This is a genomic window from Ferrimonas sp. SCSIO 43195 (assembly GCF_023716685.1).
GTDB classification, from domain to species: Bacteria; Pseudomonadota; Gammaproteobacteria; order Enterobacterales; family Shewanellaceae; genus Ferrimonas; species Ferrimonas kyonanensis.
In genome coordinates this window covers 3,624,167-3,650,134 of the sequence record NZ_CP072679.1, presented here as the reverse complement: position 1 = coordinate 3,650,134, position 25,968 = coordinate 3,624,167, and the positions used below count along the sequence as shown (strand labels likewise).

Here is a 25,968-nt window from a genome sequence, read left to right as displayed (position 1 = left end):
TGTTTGCTATGGCGGGGGGCAGCGAGGCCTTGATCACTTCGGGCTGCTGCCAGCCAAGCAACTGCTGTCGTCCTTATGACAGATGAGATATAGTGTTGAGATCGCAGCATTTAAAAATCAAACCATAGACAGAGATATGCGGGCCTGCAATATGACTGGAAAGCAAAGGGTATTGGTTGCCCTGTTGAGTGGGGCCATGGCCTGCTCGTACTCATTACATGCCGTTGGCGAAGGATTGGCCGTTGCCGGACCTCAGGGTGAACTGAAACAGGTTACCATTGGGCCGACCTCCCCCAGCGATACTTTATGGCGTCTGGCCAAAGCTCATCAACCGGAAGGCGCCACTGTCTATCAGACCATGTTGGCGCTGTACCAGGCCAATCCTCAGGCGTTCAGCAGTCAGAACCTCAATGCCCTTGAAAAAGGGATGATCCTTACCCTACCGGATGAGTCGGTGATTCTTGCCATCGATCCCGTTGAGGCAAAGGGGCGAGCGTCTGCCGATGACAAGCGTTGGGGCTCGGCACCTGTGGCACCCAAAGCCAAAGCCAAGGCGTCGCCGACACCCACCGTTACGCCATTGCCGGCGCCGCAAGCGGCTGCGGCTCCGGCAGTCAATAAAGAACTGGCTCGTCTGAACGATGAACTGAATCTGCAAAAACAGCAATCGGCGGAACAGATTGGGCGTCTGCGACAGGAGTTGGGTCAATCCATCGATGAGATGGCGGCCATGCTGGAGCAGAATGAGCTGTTGAAGGCTCGCCTGGACGAGCTGAATCAGCAGGTGCTGACTCTGCAGAGTGCCCTGGATGATCAGCAGACGGTCAATCGGCAACTGGAGCAGCAACTGGTTTCTCCCATGACCAGCACCAATTCCGCCGAGGTGGTGGAGCCGGTTCAGGATATTGAAGAGAGTGGTATCTGGCAGCAGCTATGGGCCAAACCCTGGCTGGTAGGCATCGCCGCCGTGGTCCCCACCCTGTTCCTGCTGGCACTGGTGTGGTTGTACATCCGTCGCCGGGCACCGGAGCCTGATGGCAGCATTGCTCAGGTTTCGGATCCGGTTCAGCCAGCCACCGCCGCAGCCCAGCCGGAGTCGAGCGTTGCAGCGTCGGTACCGACGGACACTCAGGAGGCGGCGGCGATTCAACTGGAGCCTTCTGCCACCGAGGCCGAAGAGCCGGTGCAGTCGCTGGAGGAGTTATTGCAGGAGCATCAGGCCATGGAAAGTGGCGATGCTCAGCCTCAGGAGCCGGATTTCAATGATGAGTTGCTGGCCAACATGGCCATCAACGAACTTGAGCCTGACGTAGACACCGTGATGTCTGAGCTTGGGGTGGCCCTGGATGACAGCGCCGACATGGTCGAGTTGATGAACGAGGCCGACGACAATGGCATGGCCATGGCGGAAGACGACATTGAGGCCTTGCTCAAGGACCATTCGCCGGTGGATAGCGCGCCACAGCCCAAGGCTGAGGAGCCGGCCCCTTCGGTGTCGGCAGAGCCCGAGCCGCTGGATCGCGGTCTGGATCTCAGCCTGGATAACGCGCCGGAAGTGTCATTGGACCCACCCGGGGACGAAGAGTTTATCGACATCGACAAACTGCTGGATGAATCTCACAGCGAGGAGGCGCCGGTCGAGCCTTATAACGGGCTGGATCTGGATATCGGAGACCCGGATTTGACCAGTCTGATTGGCGAACAGTCCGGGGTAGACGTGGATGACGAGGTCAGTGGCTACAGCGCCAAACTGGATCTGGCCCGCGCCTACATCGAGATCGATGACAAGGACAGTGCCAAGGCGTTGCTGAGGGAAGTGATCGAAAAAGGCGCCAGCGCTCAGCAGGGGGAAGCCCAGGAGTTGCTGGACCGCCTGTAAGTGACCGAATGATCAACAACGGTGGCGCTGGCCACCGTTTTTTTTGGGGCATTGGCATGAGGGCCGATTCACAGTTTGGCACTGGGCTGGCGGGTCGGTCGCCTAGGGTGTGTGCCGGTATTGGATGACGACAAATTTCAGCAACGCAGACCAGATCGAACCCGGGTTTGGTATTACAATGCTCGGCCGCACGGTGGCAGCGGTAAAATTGCCGTAATTTGGTATAATGCGCCCCTTTTTGAACAGCAGGTAGTACGGGTATGAGAGTCGCACTGGGAATTGAGTATGACGGCAGTCGCTATTTTGGCTGGCAACGCCAGCGGGAAGTGGTTGGCGTTCAGCAGCGACTGGAGGAAGCCCTGTCGGTTGTTGCCAATCATCCGGTGGAGGTGTTCTGTGCCGGCAGGACCGATGCCGGGGTGCATGGTACCGGCCAGGTGGTGCACTTCGATACCGACGCGGTTCGCCCCGAGCGAGCCTGGACCCTGGGGCTGAACGCCAACCTTCCCGGCGATGTTGCCGTGCGCTGGGCTAAGCCGGTCAGCGATGAATTTCATGCTCGTTTTTCAGCAACGGCCCGACGCTACCGCTATATCATCTATAACCACCGCTATCGACCGGCCATTCTGGGCAGTGGCGTGAGTCACTATTACCACGAACTGGATGAAACCTTAATGCACCAGGCGGGTCAATTGTTACTGGGTGAACAGGATTTCAGCTCTTTCAGGGCGATTCAGTGTCAGTCAAAGTCGCCGTGGCGGAACGTGCACCACCTCAGCGTCAGCCGTCGTAACCGCTATGTGATTGTCGACATTAAGGCCAATGCCTTTGTTCACCATATGGTGCGCAACATTGTCGGATCGCTGATGACCGTTGGGAAAAAAGAGCAGCCGGTAGAGTGGATTGCCGAGTTACTGGCGGCCAAAGATCGGAACTTGGCCTCGGCGACCTCAAAGGCTGAGGGGTTGTATCTGGTTCAGGTGGACTACCCGGAGGAATTTGCGATTCCGGTGAGCGAACCGGGACCACTTTTTTTACCCGACCCGTTGTAGCGAGTTAACCACCAGACAGTGAATTTAGCCGCATTTTCCCTGAGAATTATCGGGTTAGACCAGTTTTCAGTATCGTCAGTGTGACCTTTGTGGTTTAATTTGTTCAGTTTGAGCCCAGGTGCCAAAAAAAGAATTCGAAAACAGGCTACTATTATTCAGATAATGGCCTGTTTGCAGCAGATAACGGCCTAATCAGGCCATTCATTTACAGGACTAGCGACGATGAGTTGGTTAGAGAAAATCCTGCCGAAAAGTAAAACAGTCGCGGCCCGTCGCCACTCCGTACCAGAGGGGGTATGGAGCAAGTGTGGTAACTGTGACCAGATCCTCTACCGAGCAGAGTTAGAGCGTAATCTGGAAGTGTGTCCTAAGTGTGACCACCACATGCGAATTGGGGCCCGAGCGCGGCTGGAAGGGTTCTTTGATGCAGAGACCATGCACGAGATCGGTGCCGATCTGGCGCCTCAGGATGTATTGAAGTTCCGGGATTCGAAAAAGTACAAAGACCGCATCAGCCAGGGCGAGAAAGCCAGTGGTGAATCCGATGCGTTGATCGCGGCAGAAGGCATGCTGAAAGGCCAGCCTGTGGTGGCCTGTTCGTTTGAGTTTGCCTTTATGGGCGGCTCCATGGCCTCCGTGGTCGGCGCCAGATTCGTGCGCGCGGTTGAGGTTTGTCTGGACAAAAATCTGCCCTTGGTGTGTTTCTCGGCCAGTGGTGGCGCCCGTATGCAGGAGGCGTTGTTTTCGCTGATGCAGATGGCCAAAACCTCGGCGGCATTGGCGAAGATGAGCGAGCGAGGCCTGCCGTACATCTCGGTATTAACCGATCCTACTATGGGTGGGGTTTCTGCCAGCCTGGCGATGCTGGGTGACATCAATGTGGCTGAACCTAAGGCTCTGATCGGCTTTGCCGGCCCCCGAGTGATTGAGCAAACCGTTCGCGAGCAGTTGCCGGAAGGCTTTCAACGCAGTGAATTCCTGTTGGAGAAAGGGGCCATCGACATGATCGTCGATCGTCGTGAAATGCGCGATACCCTGGCTCGAATTCTGGGCAAGTTCACCCACGCGGCGCCTCAAGAGACCGAATAATGGCCAATGCGGCACCCTTCTCAAGCCAGTCCTTGCAGGACTGGCTTGATTTTATTCTGGCGGTTCACCCGTCTGACATTGACATGGGATTGAGCCGGTTGCGTAAGGTGGCCGAGGCCATGGGGCTGGATGCCTTGCCCGATTCCACCGTCGTCACCGTTGCCGGTACCAATGGCAAAGGTTCCACCTGCGCCATGATGGAATCGATACTGCACCAGGCCGGTGTCAGCACCGGTGTCTTCAGTTCCCCTCATCTTCATCGCTACAACGAGCGGGTTCGCCTCAATGGCAACGAACTGGGCGATCAGTCTCATCGGGATGCCTTTGCAGCCATTGAGCTGGCCCGAGGCTCAACCCAGCTGACTTTCTTCGAGTTTTCCGCGCTTGGCGCCCTGTATCTGTTTGCCCGGCACAAGCCGCAGGTGGTGTTGCTGGAAGTGGGTCTGGGAGGGAGGCTGGATGCCACCAACCTGATTGATGCCGATCTGGCGGTGATCACCTCCATCGATCTCGACCATCAAGAGTACCTTGGCGACAGTCGTGAATCCGTCGGCCGCGAAAAGGCCGGAATCTTTCGATCCGGAGTCGCTGCGGTGATTGGTGAACCGGAACTGCCGGCTTCGGTGACCGAATACGCCCGTAAATTGGGGACGCCACTGATACGAGTCGGGCACGAGTTTCACGCCGACTATCAGGCTGACCATTGGCAATTTCGTCGTCCCGGTCGTCACCTGGAACAGTTGCCGCTGCCAGCGCTGCCGGCCATGAATGCCGCTACGGCGGTGGCGGCCATCGATCGCCTGATGCCTAACATTGGCCCCGAAGCGATGGCGGCCGGCTTATCGGCAGCGTCTCTGCCGGGAAGGCTGCAGCCTCTGAGCCTGTCACCGCCGGTCTACGCCGACGTGGCCCATAACCCTCATGCGGCGCGTTATCTGGCGCAACGGTTGGCGTCGATGAAGGGGCCGGGACGGGTATTGGCGGTGTGCGCCATGCTGGAGGACAAGGAGATCGAAGCGTCGCTGGCGCCCCTGATGACGGTGGTGGATGGCTGGTTCGCCGCTCCGTTGGCGGTGCCAAGGGGCAGTGATGGTGAGCGCATCGCCAGGGCCGTCGGCGGGGCGCCGCTCTATGCCTCGGTTGCCGAGGCGATGACGGCGGCCCGGGCGCAGCAGCAACAATTAGATCTAGTCATTGTGTTTGGCTCCTTTTACACTGTGGCTCAGGCGCAACACGCAATCGCAGGAGAATAGGGCTTGTCTGCTCAGTTAAAGAACCGGATTGTTGGCACTTTGGTGCTGACCGCACTGGCGGTGATCTTTCTTCCCGATCTCCTCAGTGGTGAAAAACAGCGGGTGCAGGAGAATTTTGCCACTATTCCACTGCGACCGGTGTCGCTGCCCGAGCCAGTGCCGGAGCAGGCGTTCGATGACGTGGCTCTGAGTGACACCAAGGTGCAAAAAGAGGCGGTTAAACCGACGCCGAGCAATGCCCCGGCGGCTGAGCCGGCCAGCAAGCCTGCCGCGAAACCGGCGGCCACCGAGATTCGCCAGGGTTGGACCATTCAACTGGGTACCTTTAAGAACGCTAAGAACGTTAATAACCTGGTGAATCAACTCCGTGACCAGGGGTTTCGAGCCTATACGGTGCCGGCCAGACCGGTGGAAGGGCGTTTGAACCGGGTCTTCGTCGGGCCGGACATCTCCAAAGACGCCTTGATGAAAGAAAAGGCGCGCCTGGCCAAATTGACCGAGCTCAATGGCAGCCTGGTGCGATACAAGGCCACCGATATTTAGTCTGATTCAGCACAGAGCCCGCATTTATGCGGGCTTTTTAGTGCAAGTAACAGTCGATCAAATTTAGATGTGAAAGGGCGGGCGCTCTGTTAAAATTGCCGCCCAAACGTAGATTCGGAGGCGATACTCGCTGTGATGGTTTGGATTGATTACGCCATACTGGCTGTCATTGGACTTTCTGTCCTTATTAGTCTGGTTCGCGGCTTTGCCCGCGAAGCGATGTCTTTGGTGGTGTGGGTGCTGGCCTTTCTGGTCTCCAGCCGCTTCTATGAAGACCTTGCGGTTTACCTGAGCCAGATAGACGACCCCATGTTGAGAAATGGCGCCGCCATCTCAATTCTGTTTGTAGCAACACTGATTCTCGGTGGCCTGCTGAATTACCTTATTGGCCAGATGGTCGACCGAACCGGCTTGACCGGAACCGACCGGGTGCTGGGTGCGGTGTTTGGTGCTGCCCGTGGCGCCCTGGTGGTGGCTGCGGTACTGTTTTTCCTCGATAGTTTTACCGGGGCGGCGTCCTCGGGCTGGTGGCACGATTCGGTGTTGATTCCCGAATTCAAAGTCGTCATTCAATGGTTCTTCCAATACCTGGAGCAAAGCTCCAGTTTTTTACCAAAAATATAATAAAACCATGACCCTACTAACTATGAACATCTTACCGAATAAGGATCAACAATAATGTGTGGTATCGTCGGAATTGTTGCTCATTCCTCCGTCAACCAGACCATCTATGACGCGCTGACTGTGTTACAGCATCGCGGCCAGGATGCGGCCGGTATCGTCACCGTGGATGCGGAAGCGTTCCGGTTGCGCAAGGCCAACGGTCTGGTTAAGGACGTCTTTGAAAGTAAACACATGCTGCGGCTGCAGGGAAACGTGGGCATCGGCCATGTGCGTTACCCGACGGCGGGATCCTCAAGCTCCTCCGAGGCGCAGCCGTTTTACGTCAACTCCCCCTTTGGCATCACACTGGCTCACAACGGCAACCTGACCAATGCCCATGAGCTGAGCGATTCCATGGCCAAGATGCGTCGCCACATCAACACCAACTCGGACTCCGAGCTGTTGCTGAATGTACTGGCGCACGAGATTCAGCAGATGCCAGGTTATCAACTGGATGCCGAGCAGGTGTTCAGCGCCGTTAGCCAACTGCATAAGAAGGTGCGCGGCGCTTACGCTTGCGTGGCCCTGATTGTCGGGCAGGGGATGGTGGCATTCCGTGACCCCAACGGCATTCGCCCGCTGGTGCTGGGCAAGCGTCAATCGGAGAAGGGTCAGGAATTCATGGTGGCCTCGGAGAGTGTGGCTCTGGATGCGGTGGGCTTTGAGTACATTCGGGATGTGGCGCCCGGCGAGGCGATTTACGTTGACGTCGAGGGCCACCTGTTTACCAAACAATGTGCCGAGCAACCGCTGCTGAGTCCGTGCATCTTTGAGTTTGTGTACTTTGCGCGTCCGGACTCGACCATTGACGGCATCTCGGTGTACGCCAGCCGAGTCAATATGGGCCGAAAACTGGGGGCTAAGATCGCCCGGGAGTGGGAAGATCATGACATTGATGTGGTGATTCCGATCCCGGAAACCTCCTGTGACATCGCGCTGCAGATTGCCAATGAACTGGATCTGCCTTACCGGCAGGGGTTTGTGAAAAACCGCTACGTGGGTCGCACCTTTATCATGCCGGGGCAGGCGGAGCGTAAGAAGTCGGTACGTCGTAAGCTCAATGCCATTGCTCAGGAGTTTAAGGGCAAGAATGTTCTGCTGGTGGATGACTCCGTGGTGCGAGGCACCACCTCACAGCAGATCATCGAAATGGCTCGTGAATCTGGCGCCCGTAAGGTGTACTTCGCCTCGGCCGCACCGGAGATTCGTTTCCCCAATGTCTATGGCATCGATATGCCGAGTCCACAGGAGCTGATCGCCTATGGCCGGGATGTGGAAGAGGTGTGCAGCCTGATTAAAGCCGACGGCCTGATCTATCAGGATCTGGACGACCTGGTGGCGGCGGTAAGCGAGGAAAACCCGACCGTGAATCGGTTCGACACCTCGGTGTTTAATGGTGAATACGTGACTCAGGATGTGGATCAGAGCTACCTGGATCAGCTCACCGCCTCTCGCAGTGACGACGCCAAAGCCCTGCGAGACTCGGAGCAGAGCAGCAACCTGGAAATTCATAACGTCTGCCACCCCTAGGTGGCGATGGCCGTGCCCCTGCCGGGGCGACAACGAAAAAACGCGCCCTGCAGGCGCGTTTTTTTATACCGTCGTTGCCGGGTCAGGCGACGTAGGAAGGGCCAAAGCCCAGATTCCACATGATCACCGAGGCGGCGAGTATTGCCACCAGTAACACCAGCCCGCAGGTTACCAGCGAACTGGCATAGATAAAGCCGCGCTCTTCGGGAATGTTCATGATGATGGGCACCCCGGAATAGAGCAGGTAAACCGAGTAAGCGATGCCCGCCAAGCCGACCATCATCACAAACCACAGCTCCGGGTACAGGGTGGCAAAGCCAACCATGAACAACGGGGTGGCGGTGTAGGCGGCCAGTTCCACCGCCTGGGTGGTGGTGGGGTCAGCGCCAAAGGTTTTGGCCATCCAGTGCGCCAGATAGGCCAGCAGAAATACGCCGGCGATCAGGGCGAAATACATGGCGAAGGCCATTTTCACCGCACTGGCTTGAGTTAACTTGATGGGTTCGCCGGCACCGATGCTCCAGCCAATGTAACTGCTGGCGAAAAAGCCACAGATGGCGGGGATCAGTGCAATGACCAGGATGTGAGTGAGGCTGGCACCTATCCCTTCATGGGTGCGTTCAATGCTCTGCCACTCTTCGCGTGGATGGGTATACAGTCCCCATAAATGATTGAGTATCATAGTTATTATCCCCTGCTAAACGTCAATGTGCGTTAGTCGTCGGAACTTCAGACGATACAACTACTGCGTACTCGCTCTGTCGGTGATCGTCGACCGGGTGCGGCCATTGCCAGTGGCGTCAACCGCGGATGGACTGATCAATTTTAGAGCAGGTAGTACTAGTTATTAGGGATTGCGGCGTTTGAGTCAAGCAAGAATTTGACTTGGATCACGAAAAGTCTCGCTTGTTGGCGACCGCTTATGAGTTTGATTCAATAGCCTGCGAGTCGATCAGGTGGCGGGCAGGGCCTGACTGGACAGCTGACACTGTTCCGGAGTGACCAGCAACACGCTGTCCTGCTGATACCAGTCACCGACCACCAGTCGCTGCCGGGCTTCATTGAGCTGATGGACCGCGGGGCGGTGAGTATGGCCGTGAATCATGCGGCGGGTCTGAGTCTGTTGCATCAGTTTGTCGACCGCCCCTGGGGAGACGTCCATGATACTCTGATCCTTGCTCGAGGTGGCGGCTTTGCTTTTCGCCCGGGCTCGCCGTGCCAGTGCTCGTCTTAACTTCAATGGCAGAGACAGCAGCATCAGCCGGAACCAGGGTTTGTTGCGCAGGCGGCGAAATTTCTGATACTCGATGTCGGCGGTGCACAGGCTGTCGCCGTGCAGAATCACCGTCGGTACCCCATAGAGGTTGAGGGTATCCACTTCAGGTAGCAGTATCAGGCCGGCTCGTTTGGCAAAAGCCGGTCCAATGAGGAAGTCCCGGTTGCCGTGAATGTAGTAGATGGGCGCAAACTGGCGAGCCTGATGCAGCAGTGAGGCCACTTCGAGGTTGAATTCAGTCAGGTCATCATCGCCAATCCAGGCTTCGAACAGATCCCCCAAAATATACAGGGCATCGGCTCCTGGCAGCTCTTTGGCCAGGAAGCGGGCGAAGGCGTGAGTGATGTCCGGCCGCTCGGCGCTCAGGTGAAGGTCGCCGATAAACAGGGTGCGAGGGCCGCTGGCAGCGACCCTCTGAAGGTTATCAGTCTTCAAGCTTGGCGCTCTTGATAACCACGGACTCCAGCGGCACGTCCTGGTGCATGCCGTGGTTGCCGGTTTTCACCGCCTTGATCTTCTCGACCACGTCCATGCCTTCAACCACTTGACCGAATACGCAGTAACCCCAACCCTGAGAGGTTTCGCTCTTGAAATCCAGGAAGGTGTTGTCATTGACGTTGATGAAGAACTGAGCCGTTGCGGAGTGTGGATCCGGAGTACGGGCCATGGCAATGGTGCCGGTCTTGTTGGACAGGCCGTTGCTGGCTTCGTTCTGAATGCCGCCGCCATTCTCTTTCTGCTGCATGTCTGGGGTGAAACCACCACCTTGAACCATGAAGCCGTCGATGACGCGGTGGAAGATGGTGTTGTCGTAGAAACCGTCTTTTACGTAAGACAGGAAGTTCTCAACAGTAATGGGCGCCTTGTCGGCAAACAGTTCCAGCTTGATGTCGCCGAAATTGGTAGTCAGTGTCACCATGATTGGGACCTCTTCAGTTATGGTTGGCAAATTTTACCTTATCCACAAGGGACTAGGAAGCCGGTGAGGGCGAGTCGACCAACTCTTGTTCATGCTGGCCATCGATCTGAGTGATAACAAAAACCCGCTCCGTAAGCCCTGAACTCGTGATAGACTTGGGCCTTTGATTTTTACGTACCGTCAAACAGTATAACGAGCGCCACAATGCTAAAGATATTTAATACGCTGACCCGACAGAAAGAGACCTTTACCCCTATCGAGCCTAACAAAGTGGGCCTGTACGTGTGTGGGGTAACCATCTACGACTACTGTCACATCGGTCATGGGCGTACCTATGTGGCGTTTGACATCGCGGTGCGGTATTTGCGCTCGCTGGGCATGGACGTGACATACGTGCGTAACATCACCGACGTGGACGATAAGATCATTCGTCGTGCCGCCGAAAATGGTGAAAGCTGCGAAGCGCTGGTTGAGCGTTTCACTCAGGCGATGCATGAGGATTTTGATGCCCTGGGTCTGCTGCGCCCCGATATCGAACCCACGGTAACCGGCCACATGCAGGAGATCATCGACATGATCGCCGTGCTGGTGCACAAGGGCCATGCCTACGTTTCCGACAAGGGCGACGTCTGGTTTGAGGTGAAGACCTTTGCCGATTACGGCAAGTTGTCCCGTCAGGATCTGGAGCAACTGCAGGCCGGCGCCCGAGTGGATGTGGAAGAGGACAAGCGCAACCCCATGGACTTCGCACTGTGGAAAAGCGCCAAGCCAGGTGAACCAAGCTGGTCGTCACCATGGGGCCAGGGCCGACCCGGTTGGCACATCGAATGTTCCGCCATGAACGGCAAGCATCTGGGTAAGGTGTTCGACATTCACGGTGGAGGCTCGGATCTGATGTTCCCCCACCACGAGAATGAAGTGGCGCAGAGTTGCTGCGCTCATGATAACAACTACGTCAACTACTGGATGCACGGTGGCATGGTGCAGGTTGATAAAGAAAAGATGTCCAAGTCCCTGGGCAACTTCTTTACCATTCGTGATGTGCTCAAGCAGTACGACCACGAAGCGGTGCGTTTCTTCCTGCTATCCAGCCATTACCGCAGTCAGCTGAACTATTCGGAAGAGAACCTGAATCAGGCCCATGCCTCTCTGGAGCGTCTGTACACGGCGCTGCGGGATGCACCGCAGCAGGGTGAGGTGTTGCCAGAGTACCTGGCCCGTTTCCGTACTGCCATGGACGATGACCTCAATACCGCAGAAGCGGTATCGGTATTGTTCGAGCTGGCCCGTGAACTGAATATCGCCAAAGAGCAATCCGGTGACGCTGCCGGGCTGGCGGCTACCCTGCGTAACTTGGGCGGGGTGCTGGGCATTTTGCAGCAGCCGCCGGAGCAGTTCCTGCAGGGGGGCGGTGACGATGACGAAGTGGCTCAGATTGAGGCACTGATTCAGCAGCGCAATGACGCCAGAGCGGCCAAAGACTGGGGAAAGGCCGATGAGGCCCGGGATGCCCTGACCGCCATGGGGATCGTGCTGGAAGATGGTGCTGGTGGGACTTCATGGCGCCGTAAGTAACCACTCACCCGCAAAAAAAAGCCCGCGAAAGCGGGCTTTTTTATGGTTCATCGCGCATTACCGGGAAAAGCGGCTCGTATCTTCAAGAAGAAGTAGTCGCTGTCCCGGTATCCGTAGGCCATGCGTTTGATGACCTTTATCTTGTTGTTCATCCCCTCCAGCTTGCAGGTATGCAGACGATAAGTGGCTGAGGCGACGATGCCCTTGAGGTAAGGTTTGAGCTTCCTGGCGAAGCGGATTAGCGGCTCTATACCGCTCTCGGTGACCTGCTGCCACCACAACTGCCACTGGTTCAGAGCAACATCGGGACTGTCGGCATACCACAACTCCTTCAGTTGCTCTCGCATCAGGTACACCACCATCAGCGACCGGTTCTCGGCTAGCAACTCCTCCAGATAGGCATGTTGCTTGCCGGTCATGTTCTCCCGATTCTTCAGCACACCCAACGACCTCGCTTCACCCTTCTTCTGGCCGGTTTGTCCTGCTTCAGCTCGTTGGCTCGGTCTACCCGAACCCGGTCCACCACTTCCCGGCCATACTTGGCCACCACATGGAACAGGTCATAGACCACTTCGGCGTTTGGGCAGTGCATCGCTACCTCCAGGTCGAAGGCGGTATTCATATCCATGGCCACCGCCTCGATGTACTGGCAGTGCTCCCCCAACTGTAGGAAGAACGGCCGTATCGCTTCTCGACTACGGCCCTCGCCGACCCACAGCACCTGATGGGTATCGGCATCAGCGATGACCGTGGCGTAGCGGTGGCCCTTGAACAGGGCAAACTCGTCCATGACCAACCGCCGCACCTGGCTCCAGTCAGGCTCTATCACCTCTCGGGTCAGGCGACGCATATCCAGGCGCTTGAGGGTGTGCCAGTGCAAACCAGTCAGCTCGTTAACGTGCTTGATGGGCATCAGCTTAAGCAAGTGCTCGATGTAATGAATCAGCAGATTGGTCTGCCGCGCATGGGGTTCAAGCCAGGAGAGGCTCTCGGTAGTTACTCCACAACCAGAGCAGCGAAGTCGGCGTAGCGGCAGCGATAGCAGGGTGCGGTAGCCAAGAATGTCTCGCTCCTGGACAGTGCGCGAGGAAACATCATGGACCTGAGTGACTGTCTGGCCACAGTGACATCGACCGGGGTTCGTAGGGGTCAAATGGATGGTAAGAGTGTCGTGGTGGAGCTCAGTATGAGTGGGGGAAAACCCTTCCCACAATGAGACAGGCAAGGTAAGCTTCGGCATCGAGAACGGCTGGTTGGTTATTGGGTTTGTTTGGCGACTACACAATAACCTTTCCAGCCGTTCTCGTATCTAGTTCCCGCTAATCTGCGAAGAACCTTTTTTATTGGCTGAACCAGGTCTGGATGGTGTCAGCGGTGCCGACATTCAGCCCCCGGTTAACTGTGGTACTGCTCGCAGGCGAACAGGGTGTTTTGCAGCAAGCAGGCGATGGTCATCGGTCCCACTCCGCCGGGAACCGGCGTAATGTGCGAGGCGCGCTGGCTGGCAGCGTCAAACTCGACGTCTCCCACCAGTTTACCGTCGGCCTGACGATTGATGCCGACATCGATGACGATGGCTCCGGGTTTAACCCATTCACCGGGAATGAAGTTTGGCTTGCCCACCGCGACCACCAGCAGGTCGGCCTGAGCGACGTGGTGGCGCAGATTGTCGGTAAAGCGGTGACAGGTGGTGGTGGTGCAGCCGCGAAGCAGCAACTCCAGCGTCATCGGCCGACCGACGATATTGGAGGCGCCGACCACCACAGCGTGCAGGCCATGGGTTTTGACGCCGGTGGATTTGATCAACTGCATGATGCCCAAAGGCGTGCAGGGGCGCAGCACCGGAATACGCTGAGCCAAGCGGCCGACGTTATAGGGGTGAAAGCCGTCGACGTCTTTGTTTGGCTGAATCCGTTCAATCACGGTAGCACTGTCGATGTGATCCGGAAGCGGCAACTGCACCAAGATGCCATCAATGCTGGCATCGGCATTGAGCTGGTCAATCTGGGTCAGCAACTGGTCCTGGGTGGTATCCGCTGGCAGGTCAAAACTTTTGGAGACAAAGCCAACCTGTTCGCAGGCTTTGCGCTTGTTGCCGACATAGACCTGAGAGGCGGCATCGCTGCCGACCAGGATGACGGCCAGCCCGGGCGCACGTAGCCCCTGGCTGGTTCGGTGTTGGACTTGAGAGGCGATGTTCTGTCGAATTGATGCGGCAATGGCTTTGCCGTCTATTAGTGATGCTGTCATCCCTACAAACTTCCCTTGTAGTTGAGATTAAGTGACGCTGGTGCGCATTTTGCCAGCAAAACGGATCACTGTCATGGTATTAGTGTGTCTCACGTACAGCATTTGTCCAATCGCGGCGGCATTTGCAAAAAAGTGATTGACCTGACTGGGAGCCGCCGCTAATATTCGCCTCCGTTGACGGGGCTCAGCCTCGAAACAACAACACTTTGTCGGTGATTAGCGCAGCCTGGTAGCGCATCCCCGGTTTTGGGTAAGAGCAGGACCAGACTCTGGTTCCAAACAGACTCTTACCCAAAAGAAGAAAAGAATTTGTCGGTGATTAGCGCAGCTTGGTAGCGCGTCCCCGGTTTTGGGTAAGAGCAGGACCAGACTCTGGTTTCAAACAGACTCTTTCCCGAAAGAAGAAAAGAATTTGTCGGTGATTAGCGCAGCCTGGTAGCGCATCTGGTTTGGGACCAGAGGGTCAGAGGTTCGAATCCTCTATCACCGACCACTCTATATGTGTGGGATGAACGATCTGGTTTGTCGGCATCAAACACAATAATATACACCGGTAAGGTTGTATCTTGCGCCCGTAGCTCAGTTGGATAGAGCAGCTGCCTTCTAAGCAGCTGGTCGCAGGTTCGAATCCTGCCGGGTGCGCCATATAATGGTGGCTGTAGCTCAGTTGGTAGAGTCCCGGATTGTGATTCCGGTTGTCGTGGGTTCAATCCCCATCAGCCACCCCATCTTTAAAAAGCCCCTGCTTTGCAGGGGCTTTTTTCGTTTCAGCACCGGGCTTCGGCACCGATACAGAGCCCTAAGGTGTTTCGCCCCTGTCCTGACGGACCTGCAAATCGGGGTTGCTGGAGTAGATGCCCTTTTGGCTGATTCGGTTTTCTGCTGAGATCCAACCGGCGCGGTACAGGGTTGGCAACTCTCCGCCGTGTTGTTCAACGTAAGCCGTCGCCGCCTGAAGTGCCTCTTCATAAGGGATGTCGACGGTCTTGTCGGACAGGGCGCCGTGGCCCTTGATGGTCATTACCCCGTTCGACCAGGTGACTTCTATCATCTGCTGGCCGATGTGACAGTATTGAGCTTTCATTGCGGAGCTCCTTTGCTGGGCTGCCTTTCGATTCGGGTTGATGCCGGCATTCTGCCTTCCCTATGAACGCCCTTCCGTGGCAGTCTGCTTCGGTAAGTGTTGCACAACAAATGAGCAAATGGTGGCAGGAAAGGGATCTTATCCCGCCTTTAACAATGCCATCTCGACTCCGTCAATACCTATGGCTATAATGGCGCGTCCTACTATTGGCTTAGGCAGGTAGTGGCAGGCGTTTTCGGAGTTTCCGAGTCGATTTTAAAGCCGTTTCTATGCAATCACTGGTTTTTCAATCATTGCGTCTGCAAGCACTCCTGATACGCGCGGTTTACATTGACTATACCGCGGCATATTTTTTGCCAGCTGACGACACGGCTGGTCACCAAGAACACGAGTACTTGAGGTAACGTAATGCAAGTTTCTTTTGAAACCCTTGAAGGCCTGGAACGCCGCCTGACTATTACCGTTGAGGCCGCTGAATTCGAGCCTAAAGTAACCGAAAAAATGAAGGCCGAAGCCAAGCGCGTACGTCTGGACGGTTTCCGTCCTGGCAAGGTGCCAGTTTCTGTATTTAAGAAGCGCTACGGTGCCGCAATTCGCCAGGAAACCATGGGCGAACTGATGCAGCAGAAGTTCTTTGAAGCCATTGTTGAGCAGAAGCTGAACCCTGCGGGCGCCCCTCGTTTTGAGGTGATTGCCAGCAACGAAGGTGAAGACCTGCAGTTTGCCGCTTTGTTTGAAGTGTACCCAGAAGTTGAACTTCAGGGTCTGAGCGACATCGAAATCGAAAAGCCAGTCTGCGAGGTGACCGACGCCGACGTTGACACCATGATCGAAACTCTGCGCACCCAGCACGCGACCTTTGAAGCGGCTGAGCGCGAAGCGGCGGATTCTGACAAGGTGAAGCTGGACTTTGAAGGCTCCATCGACGGTGAAGCGTTCGAAGGTGGCAAGTCTGAAGGCTTTGAACTGGTTCTGGGTTCCGGCCGCATGATCCCTGGTTTCGAAGACGGCATTCTGGGCAAGAAAGCCGGCGAAGAGTTCAGCATCGATGTGACCTTCCCTGAAGAGTACCACGCTGAAAACCTGAAAGGTAAAGTGGCTCAGTTTGCTATCAAGCTGCACAGCGTCGATGCCCAGGTTCTGCCTGAGCTGAACGACGAGTTCGTTGCCAAGTTCGGCATCGAAGAAGGCGGTCTGGACGCGCTGAAAGCGGAAATCCGCAAGAACATGGAGCGTGAACTGACTCAGGCTCTGAAAGCGAAGGTAAAAGAGCAAGCTCTGGACGGTCTGCTGAAGGCCAACGAGATTGACGTACCTAAGCCATTGGTTGAAGGTGAAATCAACGTTCTGCGTCAGCAAGCGATGCAGCGTTTTGGCAACCAGCAGGCGCAGAACATGCCTGAACTGCCAGCTGAGCTGTTCACCGAGCAAGCCGAGCGTCGCGTTCGCGTCGGTCTGCTGCTGGGTGAAGTGATCAAGCAAAAAGAACTGAAAGTGGAAGATGAGCGCGTAAACGCCCTGATCGCTTCCATGGCATCTGCCTATGAAGATCCTCAGGAAGTTGTTGAGTACTACAACAACAACCAGGAGATGATGCAGAACATGCGCAACGTTGCTCTGGAAGAGCAAGCGGTTGACGCCCTGATGGCGGATGCTAAAGTTTCTGATAAGGAAGTGAACTTCCAAGAGTTCATGAATCAACAACAGCCTAGCGCTTAAGTTGATTTGACTTGGCCTGTCAGGCCAATCATATTATGGCTCGTATGGGGTTGTTCTCATGCGAGCCATTTTGTTAGGAAACGGATTGAATATGCAGCATTTGCTCGAATCTCCACTCAATGCACTGGTCCCTATGGTGGTTGAACAAACCGCGAAAGGGGAGCGTTCATACGATATCTACTCCCGCCTGCTGAAAGAGCGTGTGATTTTTTTGACCGGTCAGGTTGAGGATCATATGGCCAACCTGGTGGTGGCCCAGTTACTGTTTCTGGAGTCCGAAAACCCGGATAAAGATATCTATCTGTACATCAACTCACCCGGTGGCTCGGTAACCGCAGGGATGTCGATTTACGACACCATGCAGTTTATCAAGCCGGACGTGAGCACGGTGTGCATGGGACAGGCGGCTTCCATGGGCGCGTTTCTGCTGGCCGGTGGAGCCAAGGGCAAGCGGCATGTACTGCCAAACTCCCGGGTGATGATTCACCAGCCATTGGGTGGTTTCCAGGGGCAAGCCTCTGACATCGCAATCCACGCTCAAGAGATCATTGGTATCAAGCAGAAGTTGAACTCCCTGTTGGCCGAACATACCGGTCAGCCGCTGGAGATCATCGAACGTGATACCGACCGTGATAACTTCATGAGTGCCAATGACGCCGTTGAATATGGCTTGGTCGATTCGGTATTGACTAAGCGCGGCGTAGAGTAAAGCAAAGCGGTCGCCGGTGGCATACACTGAAGGGTATGGCAGGGCGACAGGCACAGTGATGAGGTAGCTGAATGAGTGATATCTCCAAGGGAGACGGTGAAAACAGCAAACTTTTGTACTGCTCTTTTTGTGGAAAGAGTCAGCACGAAGTGCGCAAGCTGATTGCCGGCCCTTCTGTTTACATCTGTGACGAGTGTGTGGACCTGTGTAACGATATTATTCGTGAAGAGGTCAAGGAGTTGGTGCCGAAGCGGGACAGTGATCGCCTGCCGACGCCCCATGAGATCCGCGCTCACCTGGATGATTATGTTATTGGGCAGGGACAGGCTAAAAAAGTGCTGTCGGTTGCCGTATACAACCACTACAAGCGACTGCGCCATGGCGGCGACAACGCCGAAGTGGAGCTGGGTAAGAGTAACATTCTGCTGATTGGTCCTACCGGTTCCGGTAAGACGCTGTTGGCGGAAACCTTGGCTCGCTTGCTGGATGTGCCGTTCACCATGGCCGATGCCACCACCCTGACCGAAGCCGGTTATGTGGGTGAAGATGTGGAAAACATCATCCAGAAATTGCTGCAGAAGTGCGACTACGACGTAGAGAAAGCCCAGCGCGGCATCGTCTACATCGATGAGATTGATAAGATCTCCCGTAAGTCTGACAACCCATCCATCACTCGAGATGTTTCCGGAGAGGGTGTGCAGCAGGCGCTGCTGAAGCTGATCGAAGGCACCGTGGCGGCGGTACCGCCTCAGGGTGGCCGCAAGCATCCTCAGCAAGAGTTCCTGCAGGTGGACACCTCCAAGATTCTGTTTATCTGCGGTGGCGCTTTCGCCGGCCTGGATAAGGTGATCGAGCAGCGTGCGCTGACCGGAACCGGTATCGGTTTTGGTGCCGAGGTTCGCGGCAAGAACGACACCCAGTCGTTGACCGAAACCTTCCAGCAGGTTGAACCGGAAGATCTGGTGAAATACGGTTTGATTCCTGAGTTCATCGGTCGTCTGCCTGTGGTGGCAACCCTGGGTGAGCTGGATGAAGAAGCCTTGATCCAGATTCTGCAGGAGCCGAAGAACTCATTGACGAAACAGTATGGCGCTTTGCTGGCACTGGAAGACGTCGAATTGGAGTTCCGCGACGACGCGCTGCGTGCCATTGCCGCCAAGGCGATGATTCGTAAGACCGGCGCCCGTGGCCTGCGCTCCATCGTGGAAGGGGTGTTGCTGGACACCATGTACGACCTGCCGTCCACTGAAAACGTCAGCAAGGTGGTGATCGATGAGTCTGTGATTAAAGGCGAATCGGCACCCATTCTGATTTACGATGGCTCAGACGCCCAGGCGGCCTCCGCCGAATAAGTCGGTAGCACATTGAAAAAAGGAGCCATTTTGGCTCCTTTTTTTTATGCCTTACGTATTAATTAACGATTGAAACTGGCTGTAACGCCCCCATATACTGAATTACAGAAGCCTGTTTCCCACAGGCTGGTAGCTGAAATGGAATAGAGCCATGACAATAGAGCGCTCCGACCTTATCCATATCCCGGTTCTGCCATTGCGGGATGTGGTGGTCTACCCCCATATGGTGATCCCTTTATTTGTTGGTCGTGAAAAATCGATCAGCTGTCTGGAAGCGGCAATGGAGCAGGACAAGCAGGTCCTGCTGGTGGCTCAGAAAGAAGCGGAGCTGGACGAACCCAGCATCGAGGACGTGTACCGCATGGGTACCGTGGCTTCCATCCTGCAGTTGCTGAAACTGCCCGACGGCACCGTCAAGGTGTTGGTGGAAGGCAGCCAGCGTGCGGAAGTCGAGACCTTTACCGACGAAGAGCCGTTTCTGGTGGCCAATGCCCGTTACGTGGCAACCGACCAGATGGATGAAAAGGAAGAGGAGGTGCTGGTTCGCACCGCCATCGGTCAGTTTGAAGGCTACATCAAGCTCAACAAGAAGATTCCGCCCGAGGTGTTGACCTCGCTGAACGGCATCGACGAAGCGGCCCGCCTGGCGGACACCATGGCGGCGCATATGCCGCTGAAGCTGGAAGAGAAGCAGGCCGTTCTGGAGATGGGCAACGTCACCGAGCGGCTGGAATACCTGATGGCGATGATGGAGTCTGAGATCGACATTCTCCAGGTGGAGAAGAAGATTCGCAGCCGCGTCAAGAAGCAGATGGAGAAGAGCCAGCGCGAGTACTACCTCAACGAGCAGATGAAAGCGATCCAGAAAGAGCTGGGTGAGCTGGATGACGTGCCCGACGAGTTCGAAGCGCTGTCGAAAAAGATAGATGAAGCCGGTATGCCGGCCGAAGCCAAGGAGAAAACCGAGGCGGAGCTGAATAAGCTGAAGATGATGTCGCCGATGTCTGCCGAGGCCACCGTGGTACGCAGCTACATCGACTGGATGATCAGCGTGCCCTGGACCAAGCGCAGCAAGGTCAAAAAAGACATCGCCCGCGCTCAGCAGATTCTGGATGCCGACCACTATGGACTGGAGAAGGTCAAAGACCGGATTCTCGAGTACCTGGCGGTGCAGTCCAGAGTGCGGCAATTGAAAGGGCCGATTCTGTGCCTGGTAGGGCCTCCAGGGGTGGGCAAGACCTCATTGGGGCAATCCATTGCCCGTGCCACCGGACGCAAATACGTTCGCATGGCACTGGGGGGCGTGCGTGATGAAGCGGAGATTCGCGGTCACCGTCGTACCTACATCGGGTCGCTGCCGGGCAAGCTGATTCAGAAGATGGCCAAGGTTGAAGTGAAAAACCCGTTGTTCCTGTTGGATGAGATCGACAAGATGAGCTCCGACATGCGTGGCGATCCGGCCTCGGCACTGCTTGAGGTGTTGGATCCGGAGCAGAACAACGCCTTTAACGACCATTACCTGGAGGTGGATTACGACCTGTCAGACGTGATGTTTGTGGCCACCTCTAACTCCATGAACATTCCGGGCCCACTGCTGGACCGCATGGAAGTGATTCGTCTGTCCGGTTACACCGAAGATGAAAAGCTCAACATTGCCAAGCAGCATCTGCTGGCCAAACAGTTGAAGCGCAACGGCCTTAAGCCGGGTGAGTTGACCATCGATGACGGTGCCATCATCGGCATTATCCGTTACTACACCCGTGAAGCCGGGGTGCGTAGCCTGGAGCGTGAAATCTCTAAGGTGTGCCGTAAGGCGGTGAAGCAGTTGTTGTTGGATAAGAAGCTGAAATCGGTCACGGTGGACGGCGATAATATCAAGGAATATCTGGGTGTTCAGCGCTTTGATTATGGAAAAGCCGAGCAAAATAACCAGGTCGGTCAGGTGGTTGGATTGGCCTGGACCGAAGTGGGCGGCGACCTGTTGACCATCGAGGCGACCTCGGTGCCGGGCAAAGGCAAGCTGGCTTACACCGGTTCCCTGGGTGACGTGATGCAGGAATCGATTCAGGCGGCAATGACCGTGGTGCGCTCCCGAGCTGAGAAGCTGCGGATTAACCCGGATTTCTATGAAAAACGGGACATCCACGTTCACGTTCCTGAAGGGGCGACGCCGAAAGACGGGCCGTCCGCAGGCATCGCCATGTGCACCTCTCTGGTGTCCAGTCTGACCGGAAATCCAGTCAAAGCCGACGTGGCCATGACCGGGGAAATTACCCTGCGGGGTGAGGTGTTGCCCATTGGTGGCTTGAAGGAAAAACTGTTGGCTGCACACCGCGGTGGAATAAAAACCGTACTGATTCCTAAGGAAAATGAGCGTGATCTGGAAGAGATTCCAGACAACGTGAAGAAGGATCTGGCTATCCATCCGGTGCAGTGGATTGACGAAGTTCTCAATCTGGCACTGGAGAATCCGCCGGAAGGCTTTGTTTCAGTGGCGTAATCTTGGCCATTAATCAACAAAAATGCGCTTTTTTATGGGCGCATTTTTGTTTTAGGTCGAAAAACCGAAAAAAGGGCTTTTCAATCTCGATTTGCATGTGTAGTGTATGTTTTGAACCAAGGCTCAGTGCGCTATAACGCGCGGCATGACTGGCTTTGAGCGGTATCCTGATTAGGAAATTGCGGTTCTCTGAATGCTTGAACTTTGAATTTAGGCTTGATATAAAACTCTCCGCAGACCGCGCTAGCGATGGAATGGCGACGGCGCAAAATTAGAATTGAAGGGGATGAAATGAACAAATCTCAATTGATCGATCAAATTGCTTCTGGTGCTGATATCTCAAAAGCAGCAGCCAGCCGTGCTTTGGACTCTTTCATTGAAGCAATCACCGACACTCTGAAAGAGGGCGACAAAATCTCTCTGGTAGGTTTCGGTACTTTTGAAGTACGTGAGCGCGCAGAGCGTACTGGTCGTAACCCACAAACTGGTGAAGAGATCAAGATCGCTGCGGCGAAGATCCCTGCATTTAAAGCCGGTAAAGCGCTAAAAGACGCGGTAAACTAAATAACCAGAAAGCGCTCAACGACAACATCGTGAGCGTTTTTTAGTTTCGGAGTGGTAGTTCAGTTGGTTAGAATACCGGCCTGTCACGCCGGGGGTCGCGGGTTCGAGTCCCGTCTACTCCGCCAGTTTTTTATTAAAAGGCGCATCAACGATGCGCTTTTTTTATAGGTACCAAGCTGCGATTTGGTATTACCCGTTCTAGCTCGATCCAGAAGAGACATCAGATGTTAGAGAAAATTCGTGAAGGGTCACAGGGTGGCGCCGCCAAGATTATTTTGGGCGCTGTGATTCTCTCATTCGCGTTGTCAGGCATTTACAGCTACCTAGGCTCCAATGGCCAGGTCAACGCTGTGACCGTCAACGGCGAAGATATTACCCGTTATGATTTGGATAAGGCGCTGCAGAACGAGCAGGGCCGTCTGCGCCAGCAGATGGGCGAGATGTTTGATACCTTGTCTGCCGACGCCAACTGGATGGCCAGTGTGCGCCAGTCGGTGCTGGAGCGGATGATTGCCGAACGTCTGATTGATCAAAAAGCCAAAGACCTGGGTCTGCGCGTTTCTGATGAGCAGATTAAGCAAGCCATTGTTGCCATGCCAGAGTTCCAGCAGGACGGGGTATTCAACAACGATCGTTACCAGGCGGTATTGCGTCAGGTCAACATGACGCCGGATCAGCTGGCCACCATGATCGGTCGCGACATGGTTCGTAACCAACTGCTGCGCACCCTGCTGGGCAGTGAAATTGTGACCACCGAGCAGGCACTGAGCCTGGTATCACTGCAACAGCAGCAGCGCGATTTCCGTTATCTGACCATCGCCAAGGCCGACTTCGAAGCCGATGTTGCCATCACCGATGAGCAGATTCAGGCGTTCTACGACAAGAACCTTGACCGCTTTGCCACCGCCGAGCAGGTGAGCCTGGAGTACGTCGAGCTGACGGTTGAACAGCTGATGAAAGACGTGCAAGCGTCTGATGCAGCGGTTCAGGCCTACTATGACGGTCACCAGAACCTGTACCAGAAGCCGGAGCGCCGTCTGGCGGCTCACATCCTGATCGAAGGTGACGATGACGCCGCTAAGGCGAAGGCGGATGACGCCCTGGCTCGCATTCGCGGCGGTGAGAGCTTCGCTGAGGTGGCGAAGGCCGTCTCCGACGACTTCTCTGCCGACAATGGCGGTGAGCTGGACTGGTTTGAACAAGGGGTGATGGATCCGGAATTTGACCAGGCCCTGTTTGGTCAGGATAAGGGTCAGGTTTCCGAGGTTCTGAAGACCGACTATGGTTATCAGATCGTGCTGACAAAAGACGTAGAAACCGGTGCGGTGGCGCCTCTGGACGAAGTGCGTGGTGACATCGAGACCGCGGTTAAGTCCGAGCAAGCCCAGGACCGTTTCTACGAGCTGCAACAACTGCTGGCCGACGTCAGCTTCCAGGTTCCTGAAAACCTGGAAGATGCCGCGATGGAAGTGGGTGGTGAGGTGAAGAGCACCGAGCTGTTCAATCGTTTCAACGCCCCGGCGCCGTTTAACGACCCGAAAGTGCTGAACGCGGCGTTTTCCGATGCGGTGGTGCTGGACAACATGAACAGCGACATCATCGAGCTGGAGAGTGGCCACGTGCTGGTGGTGCGTGCCAAGGACTACAAGCCGGCGGGTACCCAGCCTCTGGCCGAAGTTCGTGACCAGATTCAGGCTCAGCTGGTGGCGGAACAAGCCTCAGCCCAGGCCAAGATTGCCGCCGAAGCCAAGTTGGCGGAGCTGAAGTCTGGCACCGAGCTGGACGGCATGGTGGCGGTCGATGCCATGGGCCGCATGGGCAATGCCGAGGTGGATGGCCAGCTGGTTCAGCAGGTGTTTGCCATGGCTAAGCCAGCCGGAGACAGCTCCTACGCTGCGCTACAGATGAGCAGTGGTGATTACGCCGTTGTGGCCCTGGATAAGGTCAGTGCCGGCGATGCCGACACTCAGGTGGCCGAAAACCTGAAGCTGCGTATGGCCAGCATGATGGGCCAGGGCAGCTACCAGGCTCTGGTGGCGGCACTGCGTGCCAATGCCGATATCAGCTATCCTGTAGCTGAGTAAGCCTTGCGGCCCGGCGATGCCGGTTATCCGTTAACCACAAAGCGCAGCCTCGGCTGCGCTTTTCGTTTGCGGGTCAGCGCGGATGGTCGGATGTGCCAGCTTTTCCTTTTCGTTATCATCGCTTTTGGATAAGCTTGCCTGAAAAATTTTCTACTGTGGCCCGAACGGGGCGCGATCGCCTGCCAATGTGCAGGAACAAACCAAAGGAATATCGGATGATCATCAAGCCAAAAATTCGCGGTTTTATCTGTACCACCACTCACCCGGTTGGCTGTGAGCGCAATGTACAAGAGCAGATCGCTTACACCCAGGCCAAGGGCGCCATCGCCAACGGCCCGAAGCGGGTTTTGGTCATCGGCTCCTCCAGTGGCTACGGCCTCTCTTCTCGAATCGCTGCCGCGTTCGGTAGCAATGCCGCCACCATCGGGGTGTTCTTTGAAAAGCCGGCCACCGAGAGAAAGCCAGGAACCGCAGGCTGGCACAATGCCGCCGCCTTCGACAAGCTGGCCCACGAGGCGGGCTTGTACGCCAAGAGCCTCAACGGCGATGCCTTTAGCCACGAGGCCAAGCAGAAGACCATCGACCTGATCAAGGCGGACCTGGGTCAAGTCGACATGGTGGTTTACTCCCTGGCGTCACCGGTGCGCAAGATGCCCGATACCGGTGAAGTGGTTCGTTCGGTGCTCAAGCCAAAGGGTGAGACCTACACCGCCACCGCCGTAGACACCAACAAAGATACCCTGTTTGAAGCGTCCATCGAGCCGGCGACCGACGAAGAGATTGCCGCCACCAAAACCGTGATGGGCGGTGAAGACTGGGAGTTGTGGATCAACGCCTTGTCCGACGCTGGCGTTCTGGCACCGGGTTGTAAGACCGTTGCCTACAGTTACATCGGTACCGAGATCACCTGGCCCATCTACTGGGATGGTGCCTTGGGCGATGCCAAAAAGGATCTCGACCGTGCCGCGCACGCGCTGGACAGCCAGTTGAGCAGCATTGGCGGCAGCGCCAATGTGGCGGTACTGAAGTCGGTGGTGACCCAGGCCAGCTCCGCCATTCCGGTGATGCCTTTGTACATCGCCATGGTGTTTAAGAAGATGCGCGAAGAGGGGGTCCATGAAGGCTGCATGGAGCAGATCTATCGCATGTTCAGTGAACGCCTGTATAAAGCGGATGGCAGCGCTGCCGAGGTGGATGACTCCAATCGCCTGCGCCTGGATGACCTGGAGCTGCGTGAAGACATTCAGGCCCACTGCCGTGATTTGTGGAGCAAGCTGACGGATGAGAACTTGGCCGAACTGACGGACTACGTTCAGTACAAGGAGGAGTTCCTCAACCTGTTTGGCTTCGGCATTGACGGTGTCGACTACGAGGCTGACGTCAACCCGCTGGTGGAGTTCGACGTCATCGATATCTAAGTCGAATCCAAGTGAAAAAACCGCCGCCAGGCGGTTTTTTTATGGCTGCGGTTTGGCGGCAAGGTGATCGAAGTGGGCGTGATCGTTGCGGCAGAAGCTGGCCAGCAGCACCAGGGGCACAGGCGTAAAGGATTCGGTATGGAGCGGTCGATAATCGCTTTCGACCTCGGCGATAGGCCGAATCCCTTGCTCTGGCTGGCTGAGGCCAGGATAGCGAAAGTCCACCACCAGGTGTTGCCACTCGACCCAGTAGTGCGGGGTATCGCCAAGGTGGCGCTGATGACCGAGTTTCAGTTGCCATGGCTGGTTGTGATGATCGAGCAGGCTGGCGACCACCTGACTCAAGCGCTCGGACGAAAGAGTTTGAGTCGGCAGGGCAATCAAGTGATTAAGCAGATCGTCCGGAGAAAAAGGCGTCATGGTTCGAACCTGTGGTTGCATCGCCTGCACAGAGTAGCCTGACCGGGGCGGTGCGCCAACCTCTTTCATGACCAAGCCCTGAGAAACCC

21 protein-coding genes, 4 tRNA genes and 1 pseudogene are annotated in these 25,968 nt (G+C 55.9%); 19 read left to right on the top strand and 7 right to left on the bottom strand.

The features are described from left to right. Positions 1–151: 151 nt before the first annotated feature. The 7 genes from J8Z22_RS16865 to purF all read left to right on the top strand — a co-directional run bounded on the left by J8Z22_RS16865 (position 152) and on the right by purF (position 8,009). On the top strand, positions 152–1,879 hold the full coding sequence (locus tag J8Z22_RS16865) for a FimV/HubP family polar landmark protein (protein ID WP_252007156.1): 1,728 nt from the start codon (positions 152–154) through the stop codon (positions 1,877–1,879). A gap of 260 nt (positions 1,880–2,139) precedes the next feature. Further along, positions 2,140–2,931, top strand: a complete 792-nt coding sequence (gene truA / locus J8Z22_RS16860; RefSeq protein ID WP_028114658.1) for a tRNA pseudouridine(38-40) synthase TruA — start codon at positions 2,140–2,142, stop codon at positions 2,929–2,931. A gap of 222 nt (positions 2,932–3,153) precedes the next feature. Continuing rightward, complete coding sequence (gene accD, locus J8Z22_RS16855; RefSeq protein WP_028114657.1) at positions 3,154–4,020, top strand: acetyl-CoA carboxylase, carboxyltransferase subunit beta; 867 nt, start codon at positions 3,154–3,156, stop codon at positions 4,018–4,020. Then, positions 4,020–5,273 carry a bifunctional tetrahydrofolate synthase/dihydrofolate synthase gene (gene folC, locus J8Z22_RS16850; protein WP_252007155.1) on the top strand — a complete coding sequence of 418 codons (1,254 nt, stop codon included), beginning with the start codon at positions 4,020–4,022 and terminating at the stop codon, positions 5,271–5,273. The genes accD and folC overlap by 1 nt, the downstream gene beginning before the upstream one ends. 3 nt (positions 5,274–5,276) lie before the next feature. Beyond that, entirely contained in the window at positions 5,277–5,816 is a 540-nt protein-coding gene (locus J8Z22_RS16845) for an SPOR domain-containing protein (protein WP_028114655.1), read from the top strand. Positions 5,817–5,951: 135 nt separating this feature from the next. Continuing rightward, entirely contained in the window at positions 5,952–6,440 is a 489-nt protein-coding gene (locus tag J8Z22_RS16840) for a CvpA family protein (protein ID WP_028114654.1), read from the top strand. Positions 6,441–6,494: 54 nt separating this feature from the next. Continuing rightward, positions 6,495–8,009: an amidophosphoribosyltransferase gene (purF, locus tag J8Z22_RS16835; protein ID WP_028114653.1), complete on the top strand. Its 1,515-nt coding sequence runs from the start codon at positions 6,495–6,497 to the stop codon at positions 8,007–8,009. Positions 8,010–8,091: 82 nt separating this feature from the next. Here purF and J8Z22_RS16830 read toward each other — a convergent pair whose 3' ends face one another. The 3 genes from J8Z22_RS16830 to J8Z22_RS16820 all read right to left on the bottom strand — a co-directional run bounded on the left by J8Z22_RS16830 (position 8,092) and on the right by J8Z22_RS16820 (position 10,204). Beyond that, positions 8,092–8,691, bottom strand: a complete 600-nt coding sequence (locus J8Z22_RS16830) for a Yip1 family protein (RefSeq protein WP_028114652.1) — start codon at positions 8,689–8,691, stop codon at positions 8,092–8,094. 270 nt (positions 8,692–8,961) lie between these two features. After that, complete coding sequence (locus J8Z22_RS16825) at positions 8,962–9,720, bottom strand: UDP-2,3-diacylglucosamine diphosphatase (protein WP_051252912.1); 759 nt, start codon at positions 9,718–9,720, stop codon at positions 8,962–8,964. Further along, complete coding sequence (locus J8Z22_RS16820) at positions 9,710–10,204, bottom strand: peptidylprolyl isomerase (protein ID WP_252007154.1); 495 nt, start codon at positions 10,202–10,204, stop codon at positions 9,710–9,712. The genes J8Z22_RS16825 and J8Z22_RS16820 overlap by 11 nt, the downstream gene beginning before the upstream one ends. Positions 10,205–10,408: 204 nt before the next feature. Here J8Z22_RS16820 and cysS point away from each other — a divergent pair, with 204 nt between their 5' ends. Then, the gene (gene cysS / locus J8Z22_RS16815; protein ID WP_028114649.1) at positions 10,409–11,779 is read left to right on the top strand and encodes a cysteine--tRNA ligase; all 1,371 of its coding nucleotides are present in this window, start codon (positions 10,409–10,411) and stop codon (positions 11,777–11,779) included. 47 nt (positions 11,780–11,826) lie between these two features. Here the strand turns inward: cysS and J8Z22_RS16810 are convergent. Both J8Z22_RS16810 and folD read right to left on the bottom strand, forming a co-directional pair. Continuing rightward, positions 11,827–13,019: pseudogene (locus J8Z22_RS16810) on the bottom strand (ISL3 family transposase). A gap of 155 nt (positions 13,020–13,174) precedes the next feature. Continuing rightward, on the bottom strand, positions 13,175–14,029 hold the full coding sequence (folD, locus tag J8Z22_RS16805; protein WP_028114648.1) for a bifunctional methylenetetrahydrofolate dehydrogenase/methenyltetrahydrofolate cyclohydrolase FolD: 855 nt from the start codon (positions 14,027–14,029) through the stop codon (positions 13,175–13,177). A 416-nt stretch (positions 14,030–14,445) separates the two neighbouring features. Between folD and J8Z22_RS16800 the strand changes: the two genes are divergently transcribed. From J8Z22_RS16800 to J8Z22_RS16790, 3 genes are all read left to right on the top strand, one after another. After that, a tRNA-Pro gene (locus J8Z22_RS16800) sits at positions 14,446–14,522 on the top strand. Positions 14,523–14,597: 75 nt separating this feature from the next. After that, a tRNA-Arg gene (locus J8Z22_RS16795) sits at positions 14,598–14,674 on the top strand. A 7-nt stretch (positions 14,675–14,681) separates the two neighbouring features. Next, positions 14,682–14,757, top strand: a tRNA-His gene (locus J8Z22_RS16790). Between the two features lie 71 nt (positions 14,758–14,828). Here J8Z22_RS16790 and J8Z22_RS16785 read toward each other — a convergent pair. Then, positions 14,829–15,113 (bottom strand): hypothetical protein, encoded by a 285-nt coding sequence (locus J8Z22_RS16785; RefSeq protein ID WP_252007153.1) that lies wholly within the window; start codon positions 15,111–15,113, stop codon positions 14,829–14,831. Positions 15,114–15,521: 408 nt separating this feature from the next. On the opposite strand from J8Z22_RS16785, the gene tig reads away from it, so the two are divergent. The 8 genes from tig (at position 15,522) to fabV (ending at position 25,459) form a co-directional block, all read left to right on the top strand. Further along, positions 15,522–16,832 (top strand): trigger factor, encoded by a 1,311-nt coding sequence (gene tig, locus J8Z22_RS16780; RefSeq protein WP_028114646.1) that lies wholly within the window; start codon positions 15,522–15,524, stop codon positions 16,830–16,832. Between the two features lie 91 nt (positions 16,833–16,923). Continuing rightward, the gene (gene clpP / locus J8Z22_RS16775; protein ID WP_028114645.1) at positions 16,924–17,541 is read left to right on the top strand and encodes an ATP-dependent Clp endopeptidase proteolytic subunit ClpP; all 618 of its coding nucleotides are present in this window, start codon (positions 16,924–16,926) and stop codon (positions 17,539–17,541) included. Between the two features lie 71 nt (positions 17,542–17,612). Then, positions 17,613–18,893 carry an ATP-dependent protease ATP-binding subunit ClpX gene (gene clpX / locus J8Z22_RS16770; protein WP_028114644.1) on the top strand — a complete coding sequence of 427 codons (1,281 nt, stop codon included), beginning with the start codon at positions 17,613–17,615 and terminating at the stop codon, positions 18,891–18,893. 151 nt (positions 18,894–19,044) lie between these two features. Next, positions 19,045–21,393 carry an endopeptidase La gene (gene lon / locus J8Z22_RS16765; protein WP_028114643.1) on the top strand — a complete coding sequence of 783 codons (2,349 nt, stop codon included), beginning with the start codon at positions 19,045–19,047 and terminating at the stop codon, positions 21,391–21,393. Positions 21,394–21,684: 291 nt separating this feature from the next. Then, on the top strand, positions 21,685–21,957 hold the full coding sequence (hupB, locus tag J8Z22_RS16760; RefSeq protein ID WP_028114642.1) for a nucleoid-associated protein HU-beta: 273 nt from the start codon (positions 21,685–21,687) through the stop codon (positions 21,955–21,957). Between the two features lie 48 nt (positions 21,958–22,005). Then, a tRNA-Asp gene (locus J8Z22_RS16755) sits at positions 22,006–22,082 on the top strand. A gap of 99 nt (positions 22,083–22,181) precedes the next feature. After that, complete coding sequence (locus J8Z22_RS16750; RefSeq protein WP_252007152.1) at positions 22,182–24,041, top strand: SurA N-terminal domain-containing protein; 1,860 nt, start codon at positions 22,182–22,184, stop codon at positions 24,039–24,041. A 215-nt stretch (positions 24,042–24,256) separates the two neighbouring features. Then, positions 24,257–25,459: an enoyl-ACP reductase FabV gene (gene fabV / locus J8Z22_RS16745; protein WP_252007151.1), complete on the top strand. Its 1,203-nt coding sequence runs from the start codon at positions 24,257–24,259 to the stop codon at positions 25,457–25,459. Positions 25,460–25,498: 39 nt separating this feature from the next. Here fabV and J8Z22_RS16740 read toward each other — a convergent pair whose 3' ends face one another. Further along, positions 25,499–25,948, bottom strand: a complete 450-nt coding sequence (locus J8Z22_RS16740) for a hypothetical protein (protein ID WP_252007150.1) — start codon at positions 25,946–25,948, stop codon at positions 25,499–25,501. Positions 25,949–25,968: the final 20 nt, after the last annotated feature.

Coding starts and splice junctions, on each gene's coding strand:
- folC (WP_252007155.1), top strand. CDS start 4,020: ATGGCCAATGCGGCACCCTTCTCAAGCCAGTCCTTGCAGGACTGGCTT.
- J8Z22_RS16820 (WP_252007154.1), bottom strand. CDS start 10,204: ATGGTGACACTGACTACCAATTTCGGCGACATCAAGCTGGAACTGTTT.
- J8Z22_RS16750 (WP_252007152.1), top strand. CDS start 22,182: ATGTTAGAGAAAATTCGTGAAGGGTCACAGGGTGGCGCCGCCAAGATT.
- J8Z22_RS16830 (WP_028114652.1), bottom strand. CDS start 8,691: ATGATACTCAATCATTTATGGGGACTGTATACCCATCCACGCGAAGAG.
- fabV (WP_252007151.1), top strand. CDS start 24,257: ATGATCATCAAGCCAAAAATTCGCGGTTTTATCTGTACCACCACTCAC.
- J8Z22_RS16740 (WP_252007150.1), bottom strand. CDS start 25,948: ATGAAAGAGGTTGGCGCACCGCCCCGGTCAGGCTACTCTGTGCAGGCG.
- truA (WP_028114658.1), top strand. CDS start 2,140: ATGAGAGTCGCACTGGGAATTGAGTATGACGGCAGTCGCTATTTTGGC.
- clpX (WP_028114644.1), top strand. CDS start 17,613: ATGAGTGATATCTCCAAGGGAGACGGTGAAAACAGCAAACTTTTGTAC.
- lon (WP_028114643.1), top strand. CDS start 19,045: ATGACAATAGAGCGCTCCGACCTTATCCATATCCCGGTTCTGCCATTG.
- J8Z22_RS16865 (WP_252007156.1), top strand. CDS start 152: ATGACTGGAAAGCAAAGGGTATTGGTTGCCCTGTTGAGTGGGGCCATG.
- clpP (WP_028114645.1), top strand. CDS start 16,924: ATGCAGCATTTGCTCGAATCTCCACTCAATGCACTGGTCCCTATGGTG.
- J8Z22_RS16785 (WP_252007153.1), bottom strand. CDS start 15,113: ATGAAAGCTCAATACTGTCACATCGGCCAGCAGATGATAGAAGTCACC.
- folD (WP_028114648.1), bottom strand. CDS start 14,029: ATGACAGCATCACTAATAGACGGCAAAGCCATTGCCGCATCAATTCGA.
- tig (WP_028114646.1), top strand. CDS start 15,522: ATGCAAGTTTCTTTTGAAACCCTTGAAGGCCTGGAACGCCGCCTGACT.
- accD (WP_028114657.1), top strand. CDS start 3,154: ATGAGTTGGTTAGAGAAAATCCTGCCGAAAAGTAAAACAGTCGCGGCC.
- cysS (WP_028114649.1), top strand. CDS start 10,409: ATGCTAAAGATATTTAATACGCTGACCCGACAGAAAGAGACCTTTACC.
- J8Z22_RS16840 (WP_028114654.1), top strand. CDS start 5,952: ATGGTTTGGATTGATTACGCCATACTGGCTGTCATTGGACTTTCTGTC.
- hupB (WP_028114642.1), top strand. CDS start 21,685: ATGAACAAATCTCAATTGATCGATCAAATTGCTTCTGGTGCTGATATC.
- purF (WP_028114653.1), top strand. CDS start 6,495: ATGTGTGGTATCGTCGGAATTGTTGCTCATTCCTCCGTCAACCAGACC.